This is a genomic window from Actinocrinis sp. (genome assembly GCF_035650855.1).
In the GTDB taxonomy this organism is placed as follows: Bacteria; Actinomycetota; Actinomycetes; order Streptomycetales; family Catenulisporaceae; genus Actinocrinis.
This window is the reverse complement of the sequence record NZ_DASRGV010000257.1, coordinates 1-19,525: the sequence shown is the minus strand read 5'-3', so window position 1 is coordinate 19,525 and position 19,525 is coordinate 1. Positions and strand designations below refer to the sequence as shown.

The following is a 19,525-nucleotide window of genomic DNA, read 5'->3' as shown; positions in this document are numbered from 1 at the left end:
GCGGCGGCGCGGGGGCCGTCTCGCCGCCCGCCGATCCGGCCCCGCTGCCCGAGCCGGTTTCCCCGGCCCTCGTCGGCAAGGACGCCCGCGCCGACGTCGTGCTCAGCCGCACCGATGCCGACGATACCTGGCTGCTCAGGTGCGACACCGCGCACCCGGTGCTCTTCGACCACCCGGTCGACCACGTACCCGGGATGGCCTTGATCGAGGCGATGCGTCAGGCCGCGCACTGCATGCTCTATCCGCAGCGCACTGCGATGGTCCGCCTCAAGGCGACGTTCGAACGTTACGTCGAACTCAGCGAGCCGACCTCGGTGCGTGCCATCATCGAGGGCACGGAGGCTGACGGTTCGGTACGCGTGCGGGTCGAACTGACCCAGGCGGACCGGCAGGTGGCCGTCGGCTGGTGTTCCTGCCGCAGCATCGTCTGACGAGCGTGCGGCTCCTGACCCGGTAACAGATGCGTTCCGGCAACTGCGATTCTCGCCCCGACGGCTTCGCCGAGTCCGCTGCGGCTCGGCGCTCCGCCGGGGCGAGCGGTTTCTCAGGTCCGGATGCCGAACTTCGACAGCCGCCGGTCGGCCAGGGGAGTGCCGCCGGTCTGGCAGGTCGGGCAGTACTGCAAGGCGGAATCGGAAAAGCTGACCTCGCGGATCGTGTCCCCGCAGACCGGGCAGGCCTCGCCGGTCCGCCGATGCACCCGCAGGCCGGTCTTCTTCTCCTCCTTGAGCGTCGCGGCGCGCTGGCCGACCGAGCGCTCGACCGCGTCGCTGAGCACCGTGCGGATCGCCGCGTGCAGCCGCTCGACTTCCGCCGGCGTGAAGCTCGACGCCAGTTTGAAGGGGGAGAGCTTCGCGGTGTGCAGGATCTCGTCGCTGTACGCGTTGCCGATGCCCGCGATCGTGCTCTGATCGGTCAGCAGACCCTTGATCTGCTTGCGCCGATCGGCCAGCAGCGCGGCAAGCGTGGCGACGTCCAGTTCGGGGTCGAGTGCGTCAGGCCCCAGCCGTGCGATACCCGGCACTTCCATCGGGTCCTGCACCACGTACACCGCCAGCCGCTTCTGCGTGCCGGCCTCGGTCAGGTCCCAGCCGCACTCGCCTTCCAGGTGCACGCGCAGCGCGAGCGGCCCTCTGCCCGGCTTCGCCGGCGTCGTCGGCATCGCGTCGCGCCACTGCAGCCATCCGCCCCGCGACAGGTGGCACACCAGGTACTGCTCGCCGATCTTCACCGCGAGGAACTTGCCGCGCCGCTCGGCACCGCGCACCGTGGCGCCGTCCAGCGCGGAGACCGGCGGGTCGAAGGTCTTGAGCGCGGAGAACGCGACCACGTCGATCCGCTGGACCGCGAGCCCGCTGGCGCGCTCGGTCAGGAACGAGGCCAGCGCGGTGACTTCCGGAAGCTCAGGCACCCGTCCAGTCTGCGCGCCCCGTGCGACCCGGTCCACTCCTGCGCGCCGGGCCGCGCCCGCGGGCGGGTCGAGTATGTCGGCCGGGCGCGGAACAATCAGAGCCCGACCACCGGATTGCGAGAACCATGAGCCAGACGCCCGAGACCAAGCAACTGACCCTCGCCGCGGGTAACGCCGTCCTCGCCTGTGAAGAGGTCGGCCACGGCCGTGCCGTCGTGTACGCGCACGGCCTGAGTTCCAGCCGCGCGAACGACCCGCTCTACACACTCAACGACTGGTCGCCGATCGTCGCCTCGGGCCGCCGCCTGATCCGCTACGACGCGCGCGGCCACGGCGAGTCCACCGGCCGGCCCCAGTTCACCGACTACATCTGGTCGCGCCTCGCCGGCGACCTTCTCGCCGTCGCGGACCGGATCGCCGGGCCGGAGCCGGTGGACGCCATGGGTGCGTCCATGGGCTGCGGCACCCTGCTCTACGCGGCGCTCGAACGGCCGGAGCGGTTCGGCCGCCTGATACTGGTCATCCCGCCGACCGCCTGGGACACCCGGGTCGCGCTCGCGGAGGCGAACCGGACGATCGCCGACCTGGTGGAAAGCCGCGGCCTTGACTTCGTGCTCGAGGTCACCAAGGACGTGCCGCCGCCCCCGGTGCATGCCGACGACCCGGACTCGCTGCCGCCGCCGGCCATCCCCGAGCGACTCTATCCGCATGTGATGCGCGGCTCGGCGGCTTCAGACCTCCCGGACCCGGAGATCCTGCGCACCCTGACACACCCGACGCTGATCCTGACCTGGGCCGGGGATCAGGGCCATCCCGTCTCGACCGCGGAGGCGCTGCGCAAGGTGATGCCGAACTCCAGTCTGCACGTTTCGCCAGACCGTGCGGACGTGCTGACCTGGGGCGACCGGGCCGCCGACTTCCTCACCGGTTGAGGATGCCCGAGCGGAACGATCCGGCGATCCGTTCGAAACTTTCTGCAAGCCGCTCGAACGCATGCGTGACCTGGCGGCGGGCCTGGACTCGGGTCAGGCCTCGGGCGGCGGCGCCGTGCTGCTGCGCTCTACCAGCCGGGTGGCCAGGTCCGCGCGCAGCGCGTTCGGCCGCTTGCCCCGGCTCAGATCGATCACCAGCCGGGCCGCCGCCTCGGCCATCTCGGTCAGCGGCTGGCGCACCGTGGTCAGCGGCGGCCCGATCCACCGGGTGATCGGCAGGTCGTCGAAGCCGACGACGCTCAGGTCCCGCGGAATGACCAGGCCCAGCTCCCGCGCCGCCTCGTACAGGCCGAGCGCTTGCAGGTCGTTCCCGGTGAAGATCGCGGTGGGCCGGTCCCGCATCCGCAGCAACTCCAGTCCGAGCGAGTAGCCGGACTCGTGGTGGAAGTCGCCTTCCCGGATCAGCTGCGGATCGATCGGCAGCCCGGCGGTGTCCATCGCGGCGCGGTAGCCGTCGATCCTGGCCCGGCTGCACATCATCCGGCCCGGACCGCCGATCACGCCGATGCGCCGGTGGCCGAGCTCGATCAGATGCCGGGTCGCGGCCAGCCCGCCGTGCCAGTTGGTCGCGCCCACCGAGGGCACGTCCTCGCCGGGGTCGCCGGCCGGGTCCATCACCACGAACGGGATGTCGCGGCTGGTCAACTGGGCGCGCTGGCCCGGATCCAGGTTGCTGAGCACCAGGATCACGCCGGTCGGCCGCCGCGCCAGCACCCCGTCCACCCAGGTCTGCCCGGGGCTGAGCCGCCCGGCCGACTCGGAGAGCACGACGTGCAGGCCGGTGTCGCGGGCCACGTTCTCCACCCCGCGGATGACTTCCATCGCCCACGGGCTCTCCAGCTCGTGGAAGACCAGGTCCAGCAGCGCGGACGGCTGCCCGCTGCCGCGCCGCCGGCTGTATCCGTGCTGGCGCAGCAACTCCTCGACGCGCACCCGCGTGGAGGGCGCGACGTCGGCGCGCCCGTTGAGCACTTTCGAAACTGTCGGAGTCGACACTCCCGCCGCTCGGGCGATTTCGGCCAGGGTCGCCGCACCGTCGCCGGACGGTCCCCCCTGCTGGGACGTGACCTCTGCTGGGCTCATGGCAGGCATGGTAACGCCAATGCACCGTCGCGGAACCGCCCGCCCCCCGAACCCAAGGGCGGCGCGGGCCTCTTGTGGCCCACCGTGAATCGGCGATAACATTCGAGCGAGGTTCCGAAATGTTCGGCAACGAACCGGAAACTCGGCAGAACCGGCACCGAAAGAGCCCAGTGCCCGAGACGAGGCCCCGACCCGCACGTCGATCAGCCTCACGGCCTCCGGGCCGCACCGTATCGCGGCCCCGCCGACCGGGTCCCGGCCGGTCGGCGCGATGCAGCCGCACTCTGCATCGAGCCGACCGGCCGGCAGCACCCGATCCGCTTCGCGTCGATCCGCGCACGCGCCGCGACTGCGCCGCTGCACCCACGCTGACCTGCGTTTTACTGCGCGCGCACGCTCTGCGCGATCAGCTTGTTGAGCGTCCCGTAGTCGAGCGGCGCGCTGATCGCCTCATACGTCCCCGTTGTGAAAGCTTCACGGGTGGCCCGCTGCACGAGCCCGTACGCCGCGGAGGCGATGGACGAGCCGAGGCTGACGCGCGCGACGCCGAGGGCCGCGAGTTCCGGGATCGGCGGAGCGCCGGGTCCGGTCAGCACGTTGAGCGGAGCGTCGATGCCGTCCGCGAGCGCCGCGACGGTCTTCGGGTCCACGACGCCGGGCACAAAGACGCCGCTCGCCCCGGCGGCCACATAAGCCGCCGCGCGCTCCAGGGTCGCGTCCAGCCGCCCGTCCGGGTCGCCGACGGAAAGCAGGTAGGTGTCGAGGCGGGCGTTGATGAAGAGCCGCACGCCTGCCGCCGCGGCCGCCTGCCGCGCCGCCGCGATCCGCCGCGTCTGATCCGCGACCGCGCGCAGCGGGCCATCGTCGCTCGGAACGTGCAGCGCGTCCTCGATGTTGACGCCGACCGCGCCCGCGGCCAGCACGCCGCGGATCGTCTCGGCGACGTCTGCCGGGGTCGCGCCGAAGCCTTCCTCGATGTCGGCGGTGACCGGCACGTGCACCGCCCGCGCGACCCTGGCGATCAGCGCCAGCGCGCTCTCGCGGTCGAGCCGGTCGCCGTCCGGGGCGCCGAGGCTCCACGCCACTCCGGCGCTCGTCGTCGCGACCGCCTTGGCCCCCGCGTCCTGCACGACGCACGCGCTGGCCACGTCCCAGGCGTTCGCCAGGATCACCGGCTCGCCGCGCCGGTGCAGCGCGTGGAACTGCTCTGCTTTGTCGTTGATCGTCGTCATGCGGGCAGTCCATCAGCCGGACGCTTCGGCGTCCAACGAAAAACGGACGAGGGCGTCCCGCAGCGCATCGCCGACGACGTGCGCGGCCGCGCCGGTCCCGTCGGACCCGGCGCGGCCGCGCACGGTCGTACGTGGTCGCAAGCGGCGAATCAGAACGACTCGCGGCGCGCGGCCTTCTCGCGTAGCAGGCGCGGCGGCCGGAACCGCTCGCCGTACAGGTCGGCCAGGTAGTCGGCCCGCGCGGTGAACTCCTCGACGCCGTATCCGTTGACGAACTGCACCGTGCCGCCGGTCCACACCGGGAATCCGATGCCGAAGATCGAGCCCAGATTCGCGTCCCGGATCGAGGTGAGCACGTTCTCCTCCAGACAGCGGACCGTCTCCACCGCCTGGATGAACAGCAGCCGGTCACGCAGGTCCTGCTCGCTCACGCCGCCGCCGTCCGGCTTGCCGTAGCGCTCGGCGAGGCCGGGCCACAGCCGCTTGGGCCCGTCCGCCGGATAGTCGTAGAACCCCGCGCCGCCAGCCTTGCCGGGCCGGTCGTGGTCGCGCACGAGTTCTTCGATGACCCGGAACGCCGGGTCGTTCTCCAGCTCCTTGACCCTGGCCGCCGCCTCGGGGTTCTCCGACGCCTCGTTGAGGTCGGCGAGGGTCTGGTCGCGCACTTTGAGGGAGAGGGTGAGGCTCACCTCGTCGTGCACGGCCAGCGGCCCGACCGGCAGGCCGGCCTTCTTCGCCACGTTCTCGATCAGCGCCGCGGGCACGCCCTCCGCCAGCAGCCTGACGCCCTCGCTGATGTACGTGCCGAAGGTGCGCGAGGTGTAGAAGCCGCGCGAGTCGTTGACCACGATCGGGGTCTTGCCGATCTGCAGCACGTAGTCGTAGGCCCGCGCGAGGGTCGCGTCCGAGGTCTTCGCCCCGCGGATGATCTCGACCAGCTTCATCTTCGGCACCGGGGAGAAGAAGTGCAGCCCGATGAAGCGGCCCTGATCCGGCACCGCCTCGGCCAGGCCGGTGATCGGCAGCGTCGAGGTGTTCGACGCGATCACCGCGTCCGGCCGCGCGGCGGCCTCCGCCGCGGCGTTGACCTCGTTCTTCACCGAGCGCTGCTCGAATACGGCCTCGATGACCAGGTCGCAGCCGTCGAGGTCGGCGTAGTCGGTCGTGGTCGCGATCCGGGAGAGCACCGCGTCGCGCTGCTCCGCGCTCAGGCGGCCCTTGGCGACCTGCGCGTCGAGCTGCTTGGCGACCATGGACTTACCCTTCTCGGCCGCCTCGGCGCTGACGTCCTTGAGCACGACGTCGATCCCTGCGACCGCGGTGACCTGCGCGATGCCCGCACCCATCATCCCCGCGCCGAGCACAGCCACCTTCGCGGTTCGGTGCTTCTCCTGGACCCGCTCCTCCTGGACTCGCGGCCGGGAGCCGCCCGCCTTGACCTCGTTCAGCTGGAAGAAGAACGTGTTGATCAGGTTCTTCGCGATCTGCCCGGTGGCCAGCTCGGTGAAGTACCTGCCCTCGACCTCGAGCGCGGTGTCGAAGTCGAGCAGCGCGCCCTCGACCATCACGGCCAGCGCCTTCTCCGGCGCCGGCATGGTGCCGTGGGTCTGCTTGCGCAGCGCCCCGGTCGCGGCGGCCAGCAGGCTGTACGAGTTCGGGTCCATCGGCTTCAGGTCCTTGACGCCGACGGCGCCGGGCTTGGCGTCCCACGGCTGCCCGGCGTCCGGATGCTCCAGGACCCACACGCGGGCCTTCGCCAGCAGGTCGTCGAGGTCTGACGCGAGCTCGTCGGCCCATCCGGCCTTCAGCGCCGCAGCCGGTCGCAGCTGCTTGCCCTCGACGATGAGTGGCATCGCGGCCTGGACGCCCATGATCCGCACGGTCCGCACGACGCCGCCGGCTCCGGGGATCAGCCCGAGCGTGACCTCGGGGAAGCCGAGCCGGACGTCGTCGCGGTCAAGCACGACGCGATGGTGGCAGGCCAGCGCGATCTCCAGGCCGCCGCCGAGCGCGCTGCCGTTCACGGCGGCCGCTACCGGCCGGCCGAGCCGTTCAAGCCGCCGCAGATGCGACTTGACCAACTCCACCTGACGGGCGAACTCGCCCGCGTCGGCCTTGGTCACCCGCACCAGCTCGCGCAGGTCGGCCCCCGCGAAGAAGCTCTTCTTCGCCGAGGTCACGACCACCCCGCGGATCGAGTCGCGCTCCGCCTCAAGGCGGTCGACCGCCGCGCCGAGCGCGACGCGGAAGTCCCCGCTCATCACGTTGACCGGACCGTCCTGGTCGATCGTCAGCGTGACGACGCCGTCCGCGTCGCGGGAGTAGCGGATGCCGACCTCGGCCGACCCGGCCCCTCCCTGGTCCGCGCCGCCGCCCTGGGTCTCAGTGTTCTGGCTCACAGTCACACCCGCTCGATGATCGTCGCTACGCCCATACCGCCGCCGACGCACAGCGTCGCCAGCCCCCGCCGCAGGTCGCGGCGTTCAAGCTCGTCCAGCAGGGTGCCCAGGATCATCGCCCCGGTCGCGCCGAGCGGATGCCCGAGCGCGATCGCGCCGCCGTTGACGTTGACCCGCTCCTCGTCCACGCCAAGATCCCGGCAGAACTTCATCACCACGGCGGCGAACGCCTCGTTCACCTCGAACAGGTCGATGTCGTCCACCGCGAGCCCGGCCCGGTCCAGCGCCTTGCGCGCCGAGGGCGCCGGTCCGGTGAGCATGATCGTCGGCTCGGTGCCGATCGAGGCGGTCGCCACGATCCGGGCCCGCGGCCTGAGCCCGAGCCGCCGACCCGCCTCGCGGCTGCCGATCAGCACCGCCGCCGCGCCGTCCACGATCTGCGAGGAGTTGCCCGCGTGGTGCACGTGGTCGATCCGCTCCACCTGCGGGTAGCGGTCGATCGCCACCGAGTCGAAACCGAACTCCCCGGGCAGGGTGAACGAGGGCTTGAGCGCCGCCAGCCCGGCCAGCGTGGTCTCCGGGCGGATCGTCTCGTCCGCCGCGAGCAGCACCGTGCCGTTCTGGTCCACGACCGGCAGGATGGAGCGCTCGAAGTAGCCCTTGTCCTGCGCGTTGGCGGCCTTCTCCTGGCTGCGCACCGCGAAGCCGTCGACCTGCGCGCGGCTGAAGCCCTCCAGGGTCGCGATCAGGTCGGCGGACACGCCCTGCGGGACGAAGCTCACCGCGAACGCGGTCTCCGGGTCCGCCATCCAGGCGCCGCCGTCCGAACCGATCGGCACCCGCGACATGGACTCGACCCCGCCGGCCACCACCAGGTCCTCGAAGCCCGAGGCGACCTTCGCGGCGGCCATGTTCACCGCTTCAAGGCCGGACGCGCAGAACCGGTTGAGCTGCACCCCCGCCACGCTCTGGTCCCAGCCCGCGGCCAGCACCGCGATCCGCGCGATGTCGGAACCCTGCTCGCCGACCGGGGACACGACGCCGAACACGACGTCGTCGACGGCGGAGGTGTCCAAGTGGGTGCGATCGGCCAGCCCTCGCAGCAGCCCCGAGGCGAGGGACACCGGCTTCACACTGTGCAGCGACCCGCGCTTGCCCTTGCCGCGCGGTGTGCGTACCGCATCGAAGATCAGTGCATCGGTCATACCTGTCACGGTAGGCGCGGTGCCCTACAAAAACGCATGACCCAGCCGCTCAGTGTTCCTGACCGCAGCGGATGCTTTAGCGCTTCTGGAGGTCCGGTCGTCCGCACGTCAGCGGCAGAGGGTCACAGCGGAGGGTCACAAGGGTGCGGCGGCATCGGTACGCGTCCCCTGATAGGAGCCCTGATACGTACGGGGCGTCGCGCCGGTCCAGCGGCGGAAGGCCCGGTGGAACGCGCTCGGCTCGGAGAATCCGAGGCGCTCGGACAGCTCCTCGATCGAGGCGTCCCCGCGCACCAGGGCGGAGACCGCAACATCCCGCCGCAGCTGATCGCGCACCCGCTGGAAGCTGGTCTGCTCTGCCGCCAGCTTGCGGCGCAGCGTCTGCGGGCTGATGGCCAGCCGCGCCGCGATCTGCTCCGGGCCCGGCAGCACCGCGGGCTCGCCGAGCGCCTGGTTCAGCAGCCGCCTGACTTGCGCCGAGACCTCCTGCCCGTAATCCATCCGGGCGAGGATGTCCCAGGGCGCGCGCCGCAGGAACGCCCGCAGCGCCGCCTCGTCCTGCACGACCGGCTGGTCCAGCAGCGCGCGATCGAAGCTGACCGCGGTGACCGGGGCGTCGAACCGGCAGGTCGTGCCGTACAGCAGGCCGTACTCGAGCGCGTGCGGTGGTGCGGGATAGCCGAGTTCGACCTCGTGCAGCCCGATCCGGCGGCGGATCAGCCACGAGGCCGAGCGGTGCCAGACGATGAGCAGCGACTCCGCGGCGAACCTGTCCGGGTCGTCGTAGTCGGACAGATCGAACTCCACCCGCGCGACCGCGTCGCGCTCGGACAGCGAAAAGCGCGGCCCGGCCGGGAACAGCCGGTAGAACCGGTCGGCGCGGCGGACCGCGGTGCGCAGATCCGGGCTGCAATGCACCACGGCGTGCGCCATCATCGCGAAGGTGCCGACCCGCAGCGGCCCCGAGCACAGCCCGAGCAGTTCATCGTCGAGCGCGGCCCACAGCGCCTTGGTCAGCGCGACGAACTGCGCAGCGGGGACCCGACCGTTCCCGCCGGCCAGTACCTCGGGCTCGATTCCGGCGTGCTCAAGCAGCGGCGCCACATCCACACCCCGCCGCCGTGCTCCGACCAACGCCGCGCGAACGTGATGCGCGGCAGCCCACCGGGTGAAACCCATCGGCTCAAGGGCGCCGTTCTCCCGCGTAGCGTGCTCACCGCTCACGGATCGAATCGTACGTAATCAGCATCGGTTGCCGCCCAAATACGCCCTCTAAGCTCGCAGCATGACGACTGGCCCGACCGGCCCGCTGGCCGAAATCCGCGTCCTGGAATTCGCCTCCCTCGCCCCGGCCCCCTTCGCCTGCACCCTGCTGTCCGACCTCGGCGCCGACGTGCTGCGCATCACGAACCCGGCCGACCGGGGACCGACCGCCGAACCGCATCCCGGCGACCCGCTCGACCGCGGCCGGTCCGTCGCCGCGCTCGACCTGAAGCTCCCGCAGGACGTCGAAACCGCGCTCGACCTGGCCGCACGCGCCGACGTGCTGATAGAGGGCTTCCGTCCCGGGGTGATGGAGCGGCTCGGCCTCGGCCCGGACGAGTGCCTGAAGCGCAACCCGCGCCTGATCTACGCGCGGATGACCGGTTGGGGACAAGACGGGCCGCTGGCGTCCCGCGCGGGCCACGACATCAACTACCTGGCGATCGCCGGCGCGCTCGAACCGCTCGGACCGTTCGACGGGCCGCCGTCCCCGCCGCTGAACTACGTGGCGGACTTCGGCGGGGGAGGGATGCTGCTCGCGGTCGGTGTCCTGGCCGCGCTGGTGGAGCGCGAGCGGTCCGGACGCGGGCAGGTCGTGGACGCGGCGATGACCGATGGTGCCGCGATGCTCACCGGCATCCTGCACGGCCTGCGGGCCCGCGGCCTCTGGCAGGAGCACCGCGGAGAGAACCTGCTCGACGGATCAGCGCCCTTCTACGCGACCTACGCGTGTGCGGACGGCCGGTTCGTCGCCGTCGGCGCGTTGGAGCCGCAGTTCTACGCGCAGCTCGTGGACCGCTTGGGGCTGGCGGACCGCATCGATCCGGCCCGGCAGCACGATCGCGCGACGTGGGAGGAAATGCGGCGCCTCTTCACGCAGGCCTTCGCGTCGCGATCGCGTGACGAGTGGGCGGAGGAGTTCGCCGGAACGGACGCCTGTGTGACGCCGGTGTTGACGCCCTGGGAGGCGTCCGGACATCCGCACAACATCGCGCGCGGGACTTTCACGAAGGTGGCCGGGCACGTTCAGCCCGCTCCCGCGCCCCGCTTCTCACGGACACCGGCCGCGGACCCGCCAGCCCCGCCGCACCGAATCGCCCGACTCGACGACTACTGGCCCACCACCGGAGCTTCCGGCTCGCCCTCGATCCAGTAGAGCTGTTTGTGCCCGCCGGCTTCGAGCCGCGCGATCACGCGCTCGGCCTCCTCGCGCGTTGAGTGGCGGCCGACGAGGTACCGATTGCCGTTGTCGTCCTGGCGGATGACGCGCCACGGCTGGTCGAGAGCCGGCTCGGTCAACGTCGTCAGCCTCAGTCCTTGCGGCCGGTCACGGCGATCCCGACGCCGAGGCCCACCATCGCCAGCCCTCCGGCTCCGCCGACCATCGCGAGCCGGCGCGGCGAGCGGGCGAACCAGTCGCGCGCGGTCCCGGCGGCCAGGCCCCAGCTGCTGTCGCAGATCAGCGCCATGGTCGAGAACATCGTCGCGAACAGGATCATCTGCAGCGGCACGTCGCCGCGCGCCCGGTCGACGAACTGCGGCAGGATCGCGCCGAAGAACACCGCCGCCTTCGGGTTCGTCAGCCCCACCAGCACGCCCTGCCGAGCGGCGCGCAGACCGGTAACCGGCTTGCCTGACCGCGCTCCCGGCTGGTCAGCCGCATCGCCGCGCTCGTCTTCCGCCGTGCCTTCGACAGCTTCCGCGCCTTGCCGCAGGCTCGTACCGAGCGCGTGCCGGTGCCGGTACGCCCTGACGCCGAGGAAGACCAGGTACGCGGCGCCGATCAGTTTCAGTGCGGCGTAGACCACCGCCGACCGCTCGACCAGCGTGCCGAGTCCGAGCGCCACGAGGATCGCCTGCACGTACGCGCCGAAGGTTCCGCCGGCCGCCGTCGAGACCGCCGTCCGCCTGCCGTACGCGAGCGCGCGGCCGACGACGAACAGCACTTGGGGACCGGGCGCCAGGATGATGACGATCGCCGTCAGCAGGAACGGCAGGATGCGGTCGGCTGCTATCACGCCGCCATGCTAAAACCGACTTGCGGTTTCGCCACCATGCTTTTTCGGCCGTGCTCGCCCGTCGTCTCACGCATTCGTGGCGCGGCGTCAGGAGGGTTCGTCCGGTGCCCCGACGTCGACTTCGACGTCCGGTTCCGGCTCGGTGCGCAGCTCGCGCACTATCGACCACGCGATCGACACCAGCGGCACCGCCACCACCGCGCCGATCAGGCCCGCGGCCACGGTACCCGCAATGACCGAGATCGCGACCACCACCGGGTGCAGCCGCACCGCCCAGCCCATCACCAGCGGTTGCAGCACATGGCCCTCGATCTGGCCGAACACCACGATCAGCACCAGCACGATGATCGCGGTCACCACGCCGCGCCCGGCTAGTGCCACCACCGTGGCCACCGCCATCGCCACCGGCGAGCCGACCAGCGGGACGAAGGAGGCGAAGAACTCCAGCAGCGTCAGCGGCAGCGCGAGCGGCACCTTCAGCAGATACAGCGAGATCCCCACCATCACCGCGTTGGTGGCCGCGACGATGATCACGCCGCGGGTGTACCCAGAGAAGGTGCTCCACGCCGCGCGCCCGGCCCGGTCCCAGGTGCTTCCCGACTCGCCCGGCAACTGCACCGTGAACCAGCGCCACATCTGCTCGCCGGAATTCGTGAAGAAGATCGAGCAGAACACTGCCAGTGCGAGCACGGTGAGGATCTCCACCGCGCGGCTGGCACCGCTCAGCGCCTGGTTGATCAGCGTCGAGCGGTGGCTGGAGATGAACGAGGTGATCTTGCCCTGAAGCCCGGTCAGCGCCGAGGGGTTGACGTGGAAGGGCGAGCCTTCCAGCCAGCGCTCGATCCGGTCGAGGCCGCCGCTGAACTCGTGGCTCAGGCTGCTGCTCTCGTCCGCGACCGTCGTGCCGACCAGCGTGAAAATACCGCCGATCACCGCGAGGCTGCCGACCATGGACACCAGCACCGACAGCGAGCGTGGCATCCAGCGTGAGGTGATGTTGACCGAAGGCCGCAGCAGCGCGGTGAACACCAGGGAGAGGAAGAGCGCGATGCCGACCACTTCGAACCGCAGCAGCAGCAGGTACGCGACATAGACCGCCGCTCCCACGACCAGGATCCGCCACGCGTACGCCGCGGCGAGCCGCAAGCGCAGGTTGACCAGGGCGTCCGCGTTGTTCTCGGCCAGCGCCCGCTGCCTGGCCAGATTCCGGGTGCCGGCCAGCGCGCCGGCCGAGCGCGACTTGGCCGCCGCGGTGCCGGAGACCCGGCCGTTGGCGCCGGAGGCGGCGCCTTTCGCGGAGCCGGAGCGCGTCGAGGGGCCAGGGTTGGCGGTGCTCTTGGCAGTGCTCTTCGCCGAGTCGGGAGAGTCCGCCGGATCGGAGCCGTCGCCACGGCGCGGGCGAAGAGGCCGGCTACTCACCAACGCACCGCCACTTCCCCACTCGCCTCGCCCGCTCGGACCGCCCCGACCGTTTCAAAGCATGTATCCCGACCGGTACTGTTCAAACGGCGTGCCCACCCGGCCGGTGAGCCGGCCGCAGGCACGGGTATCAGGGCACTCGTTCATAGCGCAACATATTGATCCGTCGGCCCCATGTCTCCAGCATAGCCAGCGGCCGTGCTCTCCGGCGTGAACGCGCGATTTGTCGTACCGGCGCCGGCCGCCCTCTAGCGCCGTCTACCAGCCGACCGGATCGCCCGCGATCTCCTCCGCGTAGAGCTTCCGAAGCCCCGCGAGCACGTCCTCGGGCAAGTCGCCCTCGGCGGCCCGCAGGCTCGTCTCCAGTTGCGCGATGCTCTTCGTGCCCGGAATCACCGTCGCGACGCCCGAGTTCGCGAGCACGAACCGCAGCGCCGTCTGCACCGGCGTCCAGCCCTGCGGCACCAGTTCGAGGAACCGGGCGGTCAGCGCGGCGCGCCGCTGCAGCTGCTCGGGAGTCCAGCGGGCGCGCACGTCGGAGAAGACCGAGTTCGCGTCGTACTTCCCGGCGAGCCAACCGGACTCGAGCGCCACCTTCACTACGCTGCCGACCCCGCCGGCCCCGGCGCGCTCGACCGCCTCCCACGGCTCCTGGTGGAAGACGGACAGGTAGACCTCCAGCGCCTTGCTCTGCGTCGTCTCCAGCACGGTGTCGATCTCGTCAGGCCAGTCCAGCGACGCGCCGTAGGCCCGGATCAGCCCTTCCCGCTGGAGATCTTCGAGCAGCTCGTAGTGCGGAGTGCGCCGACCGTCGTACAGCTCCGGGGGCGGACTGTGGATCAACAGGATGTCGATCACGTCGGTCTGGAGCTGCCGCAAGCTGCGTTCCACCGAGCCGCGCAGCGATTCTGGGGCGAAGTCCGGGCCCTGCGGCGTGTGCCCGAACTTGGTGCACACCACCACCTCGTCCCGGTGCCCGCGCAGCCCGCGGCCGAGCAGCTCGCCGCTGCGGCCGGCCGCGTAGTTCGGCGCCGTGTCGAAGAAGGTCACCCCGGCGTCGAGCGCGGCGCCGATGATGGCCAGCGACTCCTGCTCGTCCGGGCCGTTCCAGTCCTTCGCGTTGCCCAACTGCCAGGCGCCGAGCCCGATCTCACTGACCGTCAGCCCCGTCGTGCCGAATTCGCGATACCTCATGCCCGTCGTCCTTCCTCGCTTGGCTCCCCGGCTTCCGGCCCGCCCTGATCCGCGCTGCCCTGATCCGGCCCCTGGCCGTCGCGCAGCGCGAGGACGCCTTCGTAGTACTGGATCTTGTGGCGGATCGCCTCCAGCTTCGTGCGCAGCGACTCGATCTCCGCCTCGACCCGGTGGCCGTGCGCCGCGAGCAGGTCCACCCGCTCCGGCACCGTGTGCTCGCCGTCGCGGCACAGCTCGGCGAATTGGCGCATCCGCTCGACCGGCATGCCGGTATCGCGCAGGCAGGAGACGAAGTCGAGCCAGCCGACGTCCTCCTCCCGGTACCTCCGCCGGCCGCCGACCGATCGCTCCACCGGCTCGATCAGGCCGAGCCGCTCGTAATAACGCAGGGTGTCGACGCTGAAGCCGGTGCGTGCCGACACCTCGCCGACTGAATAGGTCGTCGTGCTCATGCACAGCAGTCTGCGACCTGGAGCGCGCTCCAGGTCAAGCAGACCACCGCGCCGTCCGACGTCCCTAAGCGCAAAGGCACCGATTGGCGCCCTTAGCCGATGCAGTCACTCGTGAGCTGCGCCGTTACCCGACGCCAGGACGCGGAAATGCCTCGGCAGCGACCAAACCGTCACGTACCGCTTCGCGCTGTACCGCGTGGATGGTGCGTCCATGCAGGTCCGATATCCGCTCCCAGCCGAAGCCGGAGCCGACCTCTTCGGCCAGCCGGGAGCGCTCATCCTGCGACCAGCGCGTGTGCGAGTTCGGGTACTGCTTGCGCCGGGAGCGCAGCCACTCGCCGAAGGTCGGCCGGTCCACGAACCAGGTCAGCGCGCTGAAATAGCGGCGGTCCAGCCGGAAGACCACCTCGTCGGCGCACAGGAAGACCAGGTTCTCCTCGTCCACCGCCACCCGGTCGGCGCGCAGCACCAGTTCGCCCTCGGTCAGCGACACACCGCGCGGACCGTTGCTCTCCTGGGGCGCGGTCAGCCGAACCCGCACCCAGCCCGCCTTCTTCGCGGCTGCCCGGCCGCCGTCCTCGAAGCCCTTGTCGGTCACGGAAATACCTCTCCCCGATGGTTCCGTCGCTGACTTCTGATACCTACCCACGGGCGGTTCGAACAAACGTTCCTAGCGACGAAAAAAGGGCTTCTGGCCTGCGGAAATCAACGGGCGGAGAGTCCCGAGAGCAACAGCTTCCACAGGCCTTCGAACGTCGCCTCTGGCGGCTCGGTCAGCCAGTCGGCGGCGTGCGCCGGGTGATGCAGCCGGGTGGTCGCGGCCCAGACGGCACGCGCCACCTGCGCGGGATCGCCGGGTGCGAATTCGCCCCGTTCCATGCCGTCCGCGACGATCTGCGCGACCAGCGCGTTCAGCTCCTCGACGTGTTCGATGGTCACGGCTCGCGCATCCGCGGAGACCAGCCCGTACGCGGCGAACAGATCCGGGTCGGTGCGCGCCTTCTCGTGCTTGAACCCCATGAGCGTGAGCAGGAAACGCCGCAGCCGTTCCGCGGCCGGCCCGTCCTCCGCGGCGATCGCGGCCAGCGGTGGGTTCATCCGGGAGAGCCAGCGCCCGAGCACCGCGTCCAGCAGGTCGGCCTTCGACGCGAAATGCCGGTACACCGTGCCGTGGCTCACGCCCAGCGCCCGCGCGACGTCCACCACGGTCGTCTTGCCCGGGCCGAACCGCCGCAGCGTGTCCTCCGCCGCGTCCAGCACCCGATCCCGGGTCAACGTCTCCGCCGCCATCGCTGCGGGCCTCCTCCTCGTCCCGCCGCGACCGCACGAGGGTCGCGGCGGGGCACTAGACATCCTCGCGGCCGGACCGCCGCGCTCACTTCTCGCTGTCGAGCATCGCCATCTGCGCCGCAGCGTACCGGTCGCCGCTGGCCGCCCCGGCCGGAACTGCGGCCTCGATCGCGGCGAGGTCGGCCGGCGTCAGCTGCACGTCCAGCGCGCCGAGCGCCTCGGTCAGCCGCTCCCGCCGCCGGGCGCCGACCAGCGGCACGATCAGCTCGTCCTGCGCGGCGACCCACGCGATCGCCAGCTGCGCTACGGTCGCGCCCTTGTCCTCGGCGACCTTACGCAGCGCCTCGACCAGGTCCAGGTTCCGGTCCAGGCTCTCGCCCTGGAAGCGCGGCGAGTGCGCGCGGAAGTCCGTGGGGTCGGTCGGGCGGGCGGCGGACCAGTGCCCGGACAGCAGGCCGCGGGACAGGACGCCGTACGCGGTGATGCCGATGCCGAGCTCGCGCACGGTCGGCAGGATCTCCGCCTCGATGCCGCGGGAGAACAGCGAGTACTCGATCTGCAGGTCCGCGACCGGATGCACGGCGTGCGCGCGCCGGATCGTGTCCGCGCCGACCTCCGAGAGGCCGACATGCCGCACGTACCCGGCGTCGATCATCTCCTTGATCGCGCCGACGGTGTCCTCGATCGGCACATTCGGGTCGAGCCGCGCCGGGCGGTAGACGTCGATGTAGTCGGTGCCGAGCCGGCGCAGCGAGTAGGAGAGCCAGGTCTTGACGGCGCTCGGCCGGGCGTCGTAGCCGAGCCACGAGCCGTCCGGAGCACGCTGGGCGCCGAACTTCACGCTGATCAGGAAGTCCTCGCGGCTGCGCCCGCGCACCGCTTCGCGCAGCAGCAGCTCGTTGTCGCCCATGCCGTAGAAGTCGCCGGTGTCCAGCAGGGTCACCCCGGCGTCCAGGGCGGCGTGGACGGTGGCGATCGACTCGGCGTCGTCGGCGGCGCCGTACAGCGCGGACATGCCCATCATGCCGAGGCCGAGCTCGGAGGACCGCGGACCGGTGGTTCCCAGTTGACGCTTGTTCATGTCATCACTCCCGCTCCGGACGCGCCCCTGCGCGCCCTGCACTGATACCGTACAACTATCGAATGACAGATTTCAAATTCTGTCACTAGTGCGGACCCGAAACGCACAGAACCCCACGGCCCGAAGGCTGCGGGGTTCTGGTTCGGCTTAGAACGCCGTGGTGGCGGTGCTGGAGCCGCTGGCTAGTCGTGCCAAGGGCTCAGGCTGTTGTTCAGTTGAGCCAGCCCGCGAGTCCTCGGCACACGCGCCCGGGGACTCACTGTGTGGGGTTCAGCTGGGGTAGGCGTGAGTCCCCGGCAGACGCGCCCGGGGACTCACGCCACCGGCGTCAGTTCGAGGGCCGCCGGGCCGCACGGTCCCGGTCCTGGCCGGGACGCCCGCCGAACTGTCGGCGGTCTCCCTGCTGGCCGTACCGGTCGTCGCGCTGCCCGGGCTTGCCATCCTGGCGGAAGGAGCCCGTGCCGCGGTTGCGGTCGAAGCCGCTGCGCTCGTCGCGTCCGCGGTCCCGGAAACCGTGGCCGCCGGTGCCGCGACCCTCGAAGCCGCGCCCCTCAGCGCCGCGGTTCTCGAAGCCGCGCCGCTCGAACCGCTGCTCCCGGCCGCCGCGCTCGGCGAAGTCGCGTCCCTCCGGACGCCCCTGGAAGCCGCGTCCCTCCGAGCTGCGCCCTTCGAAGCCGCGCCCTTCCGAGCTGCGTCCCTCAGTACCGCGTCCTTCAAAGCCGCCGCGCTGCCCGTCGCGTCCCTCGAAGCGCCGGTTCTCGGTACGCTGCTCGCCGCTGCCGAGGCCACGCTGCGGGCGGCCGCCGTCGAACCCGCGGTCGCGGCGCCCGAACGAGTCGTCCCGCCGCTCGCCGCGCCCGAACCGCTCGCCGTCCCTGCGGAACTCAGGCCGCTCGGAACCGCCGCGCTCGCCGTCGCGGCCGTGGAAGCCACCGCGGTCGAAGTCGCGCCGGAAGGGGGCGCCGCCACGCGAGTCCGCGCGCTCGCCCCGGTCGAACCGGTCGCGCCCGAAGCGCTCGCCGCGGTCACGCTCGCCGCCGCGCCCGTCCCGCTCCGGCCGGTCGAAACGGTCACGCCGCTCGAACCCGCCGTCGCGACGGTCGCGGTCGGCGCGGTTGTACCGGTCGCGCCCGAAGCGGTCGCCGCCGCGGCTGTCGCGTCCGTCACGCGACCGCGATGCGCGCTCGCGCACCGGGAGGATGAACGTCGGCACGTCGCCCGGCTCCGGCACCTCGCGGGCGCCGGTGAGCTCGGCCAGGGCGCTCCCGGCCTTCTCCCACCTGCCGCCCGCGCCGAGCGGGGCCGCGTCCAGCTCCTCAGCGGTCACGCCGGCCTCGTCCATCAGCCGCTGCGCCTGCTTGCGCTGCTTCGGCAGGACCAGCGACGCGACCAGGCCCGCCTGCCCGGCCCGCGCGGTGCGCCCGGCCCGGTGCAGGTAGTCCTTCGAGTCACGCGGCGGGTCCAGGTGCACCACCAGGTCGATGCCGTCCACGTGGATGCCGCGGGCGGCCACGTCGGTGGCGATCAGGACCGGGGTGCGGCCCTCCTTGAAGTCCTCAAGGGTCTTGGTGCGCGCGACCTGGGTCATCCCGCCGTGCAGCCCCGCCGCCGGCAGGCCGCGGTCGCGCAGCTGCTCGGTCACCCGGTCGACCGCCATCTGCGTGCGCACGAAGAAGATCGAACGCGCCTCGCCGTTGCCGGCCTCGGCGGCGTGCCGACCCGCGATCTGCGCCGCGACCTTCGCCTTGTGCTGCGGGGTCACCATCAGCAGGTGGTGGCTCATCGTAGAGACCACACCGGCCTGCGGGTCCACCTCGTGCAGTACCGGGTCCTTCATGTACTTCTTGACGATCTCGTCGACCGCGCCGTCCAGCGTGGCCGAGAACAGCAGCCGCTGCCCGCCCTCCGCGACCTGGTCCATCAGCTCGCAGACATGCGGCAGGAAGCCCATGTCGCACATCTGGTCTGCCTCGTCGAGGATGGCGATGTCGACCTCGCCGAGCTCGCATTCACCCTGCTCGATCAGGTCGGAGAGCCGGCCGGGCGTGGCCACGAGCAGCTCGACGCCGTACCGCAGATTGTCAATCTGCTTACGCATCGGCGCGCCGCCGTATACCGAGCGGATGCGCAGTCGCATAGCCCTGGCATACGGCCGCAGCGCGTCCTCGACCTGCATCGCCAGCTCGCGGGTGGGAACCAGCACGAGTGCCAGCGGCTTGCGCGACTTGGCGCGCAGCCCCTCCAGCCGGGTCAGCGTCGGCAGCCCGAAGGCCAGCGTCTTTCCGGACCCGGTGCGGCCGCGGCCGAGCACGTCCCGGCCGACCAGCGCGTCGGGGATGGTCGCCGCCTGGATCGGGAACGCGGTGACGACTCCGGCCTCGCCGAGCACCTCGAGCAGCGGCTTCGGCAGGTCGAGCGACGCGAAGGTCACCTCGGTGCCGGTGTCGAGCTGCTGCGCTGCCTCAGCCTGCACGGTCTCGGCCTGC

At 71.4% G+C, this 19,525-nt stretch carries 18 protein-coding genes; 3 read left to right on the top strand and 15 right to left on the bottom strand.

The window, feature by feature from the left end:
• A partial coding sequence (locus VFB40_RS18790; RefSeq protein ID WP_324852433.1) for an AfsA-related hotdog domain-containing protein occupies nt 1-431 on the top strand: 431 nt, incomplete at its 5' end.
• 113 nt (nt 432-544) lie between these two features.
• Here the strand turns inward: VFB40_RS18790 and VFB40_RS18785 are convergent.
• Nucleotides 545-1,411 carry an Fpg/Nei family DNA glycosylase gene (locus tag VFB40_RS18785; RefSeq protein ID WP_324852431.1) on the bottom strand — a complete coding sequence of 289 codons (867 nt, stop codon included), beginning with the start codon at nt 1,409-1,411 and terminating at the stop codon, nt 545-547.
• Nucleotides 1,412-1,536: 125 nt separating this feature from the next.
• Between VFB40_RS18785 and VFB40_RS18780 the strand changes: the two genes are divergently transcribed.
• Nucleotides 1,537-2,343: an alpha/beta fold hydrolase gene (locus VFB40_RS18780; RefSeq protein WP_324852429.1), complete on the top strand. Its 807-nt coding sequence runs from the start codon at nt 1,537-1,539 to the stop codon at nt 2,341-2,343.
• 93 nt (nt 2,344-2,436) lie between these two features.
• On the opposite strand, the gene VFB40_RS18775 is transcribed toward VFB40_RS18780, so the two are convergent.
• The 5 genes from VFB40_RS18775 to VFB40_RS18755 all read right to left on the bottom strand — a co-directional run bounded on the left by VFB40_RS18775 (nt 2,437) and on the right by VFB40_RS18755 (nt 9,546).
• Nucleotides 2,437-3,486 carry a LacI family DNA-binding transcriptional regulator gene (locus tag VFB40_RS18775; RefSeq protein ID WP_324852427.1) on the bottom strand — a complete coding sequence of 350 codons (1,050 nt, stop codon included), beginning with the start codon at nt 3,484-3,486 and terminating at the stop codon, nt 2,437-2,439.
• Between the two features lie 380 nt (nt 3,487-3,866).
• Nucleotides 3,867-4,718, bottom strand: a complete 852-nt coding sequence (locus VFB40_RS18770; RefSeq protein WP_324852425.1) for an isocitrate lyase/PEP mutase family protein — start codon at nt 4,716-4,718, stop codon at nt 3,867-3,869.
• Nucleotides 4,719-4,867: 149 nt separating this feature from the next.
• Nucleotides 4,868-7,048 carry a 3-hydroxyacyl-CoA dehydrogenase NAD-binding domain-containing protein gene (locus VFB40_RS18765; RefSeq protein ID WP_349261547.1) on the bottom strand — a complete coding sequence of 727 codons (2,181 nt, stop codon included), beginning with the start codon at nt 7,046-7,048 and terminating at the stop codon, nt 4,868-4,870.
• 71 nt (nt 7,049-7,119) lie between these two features.
• Complete coding sequence (locus VFB40_RS18760) at nt 7,120-8,322, bottom strand: acetyl-CoA C-acetyltransferase (RefSeq protein WP_324852421.1); 1,203 nt, start codon at nt 8,320-8,322, stop codon at nt 7,120-7,122.
• 135 nt (nt 8,323-8,457) lie between these two features.
• Nucleotides 8,458-9,546 carry an AraC family transcriptional regulator gene (locus VFB40_RS18755; RefSeq protein WP_324852419.1) on the bottom strand — a complete coding sequence of 363 codons (1,089 nt, stop codon included), beginning with the start codon at nt 9,544-9,546 and terminating at the stop codon, nt 8,458-8,460.
• A gap of 61 nt (nt 9,547-9,607) precedes the next feature.
• Here VFB40_RS18755 and VFB40_RS18750 point away from each other — a divergent pair, with 61 nt between their 5' ends.
• Complete coding sequence (locus VFB40_RS18750) at nt 9,608-10,741, top strand: CaiB/BaiF CoA transferase family protein (RefSeq protein WP_324852417.1); 1,134 nt, start codon at nt 9,608-9,610, stop codon at nt 10,739-10,741.
• Here VFB40_RS18750 and VFB40_RS18745 read toward each other — a convergent pair.
• From VFB40_RS18745 to VFB40_RS18705, 9 genes are all read right to left on the bottom strand, one after another.
• Entirely contained in the window at nt 10,696-10,884 is a 189-nt protein-coding gene (locus VFB40_RS18745; protein WP_324852415.1) for an SPOR domain-containing protein, read from the bottom strand. The two genes, VFB40_RS18750 and VFB40_RS18745, sit on opposite strands and share 46 nt — an antisense overlap.
• 11 nt (nt 10,885-10,895) lie before the next feature.
• A complete protein-coding gene (locus tag VFB40_RS18740; RefSeq protein WP_324852413.1) occupies nt 10,896-11,603 on the bottom strand; it encodes a LysE family translocator in 708 nt (235 codons plus the stop codon).
• Nucleotides 11,604-11,690: 87 nt separating this feature from the next.
• On the bottom strand, nt 11,691-13,022 hold the full coding sequence (locus VFB40_RS18735; RefSeq protein ID WP_324852411.1) for an AI-2E family transporter: 1,332 nt from the start codon (nt 13,020-13,022) through the stop codon (nt 11,691-11,693).
• Between the two features lie 258 nt (nt 13,023-13,280).
• Nucleotides 13,281-14,216 (bottom strand): aldo/keto reductase, encoded by a 936-nt coding sequence (locus VFB40_RS18730; RefSeq protein WP_324852409.1) that lies wholly within the window; start codon nt 14,214-14,216, stop codon nt 13,281-13,283.
• The gene (locus VFB40_RS18725; protein ID WP_324852407.1) at nt 14,213-14,668 is read right to left on the bottom strand and encodes a MerR family transcriptional regulator; all 456 of its coding nucleotides are present in this window, start codon (nt 14,666-14,668) and stop codon (nt 14,213-14,215) included. The genes VFB40_RS18730 and VFB40_RS18725 overlap by 4 nt, the downstream gene beginning before the upstream one ends.
• Nucleotides 14,669-14,792: 124 nt before the next feature.
• Nucleotides 14,793-15,266, bottom strand: coding sequence for a hypothetical protein (locus tag VFB40_RS18720; RefSeq protein WP_324852406.1), 474 nt, complete (start codon nt 15,264-15,266; stop codon nt 14,793-14,795).
• Between the two features lie 107 nt (nt 15,267-15,373).
• Entirely contained in the window at nt 15,374-15,958 is a 585-nt protein-coding gene (locus VFB40_RS18715; protein ID WP_324852404.1) for a TetR/AcrR family transcriptional regulator, read from the bottom strand.
• An 85-nt stretch (nt 15,959-16,043) separates the two neighbouring features.
• Nucleotides 16,044-17,039 carry an aldo/keto reductase gene (locus VFB40_RS18710; protein WP_324852402.1) on the bottom strand — a complete coding sequence of 332 codons (996 nt, stop codon included), beginning with the start codon at nt 17,037-17,039 and terminating at the stop codon, nt 16,044-16,046.
• Nucleotides 17,040-17,367: 328 nt separating this feature from the next.
• Nucleotides 17,368-19,525, bottom strand: a 2,158-nt coding sequence (locus tag VFB40_RS18705) for a DEAD/DEAH box helicase (protein ID WP_324852400.1), incomplete at its 5' end; no start/stop codon positions are given.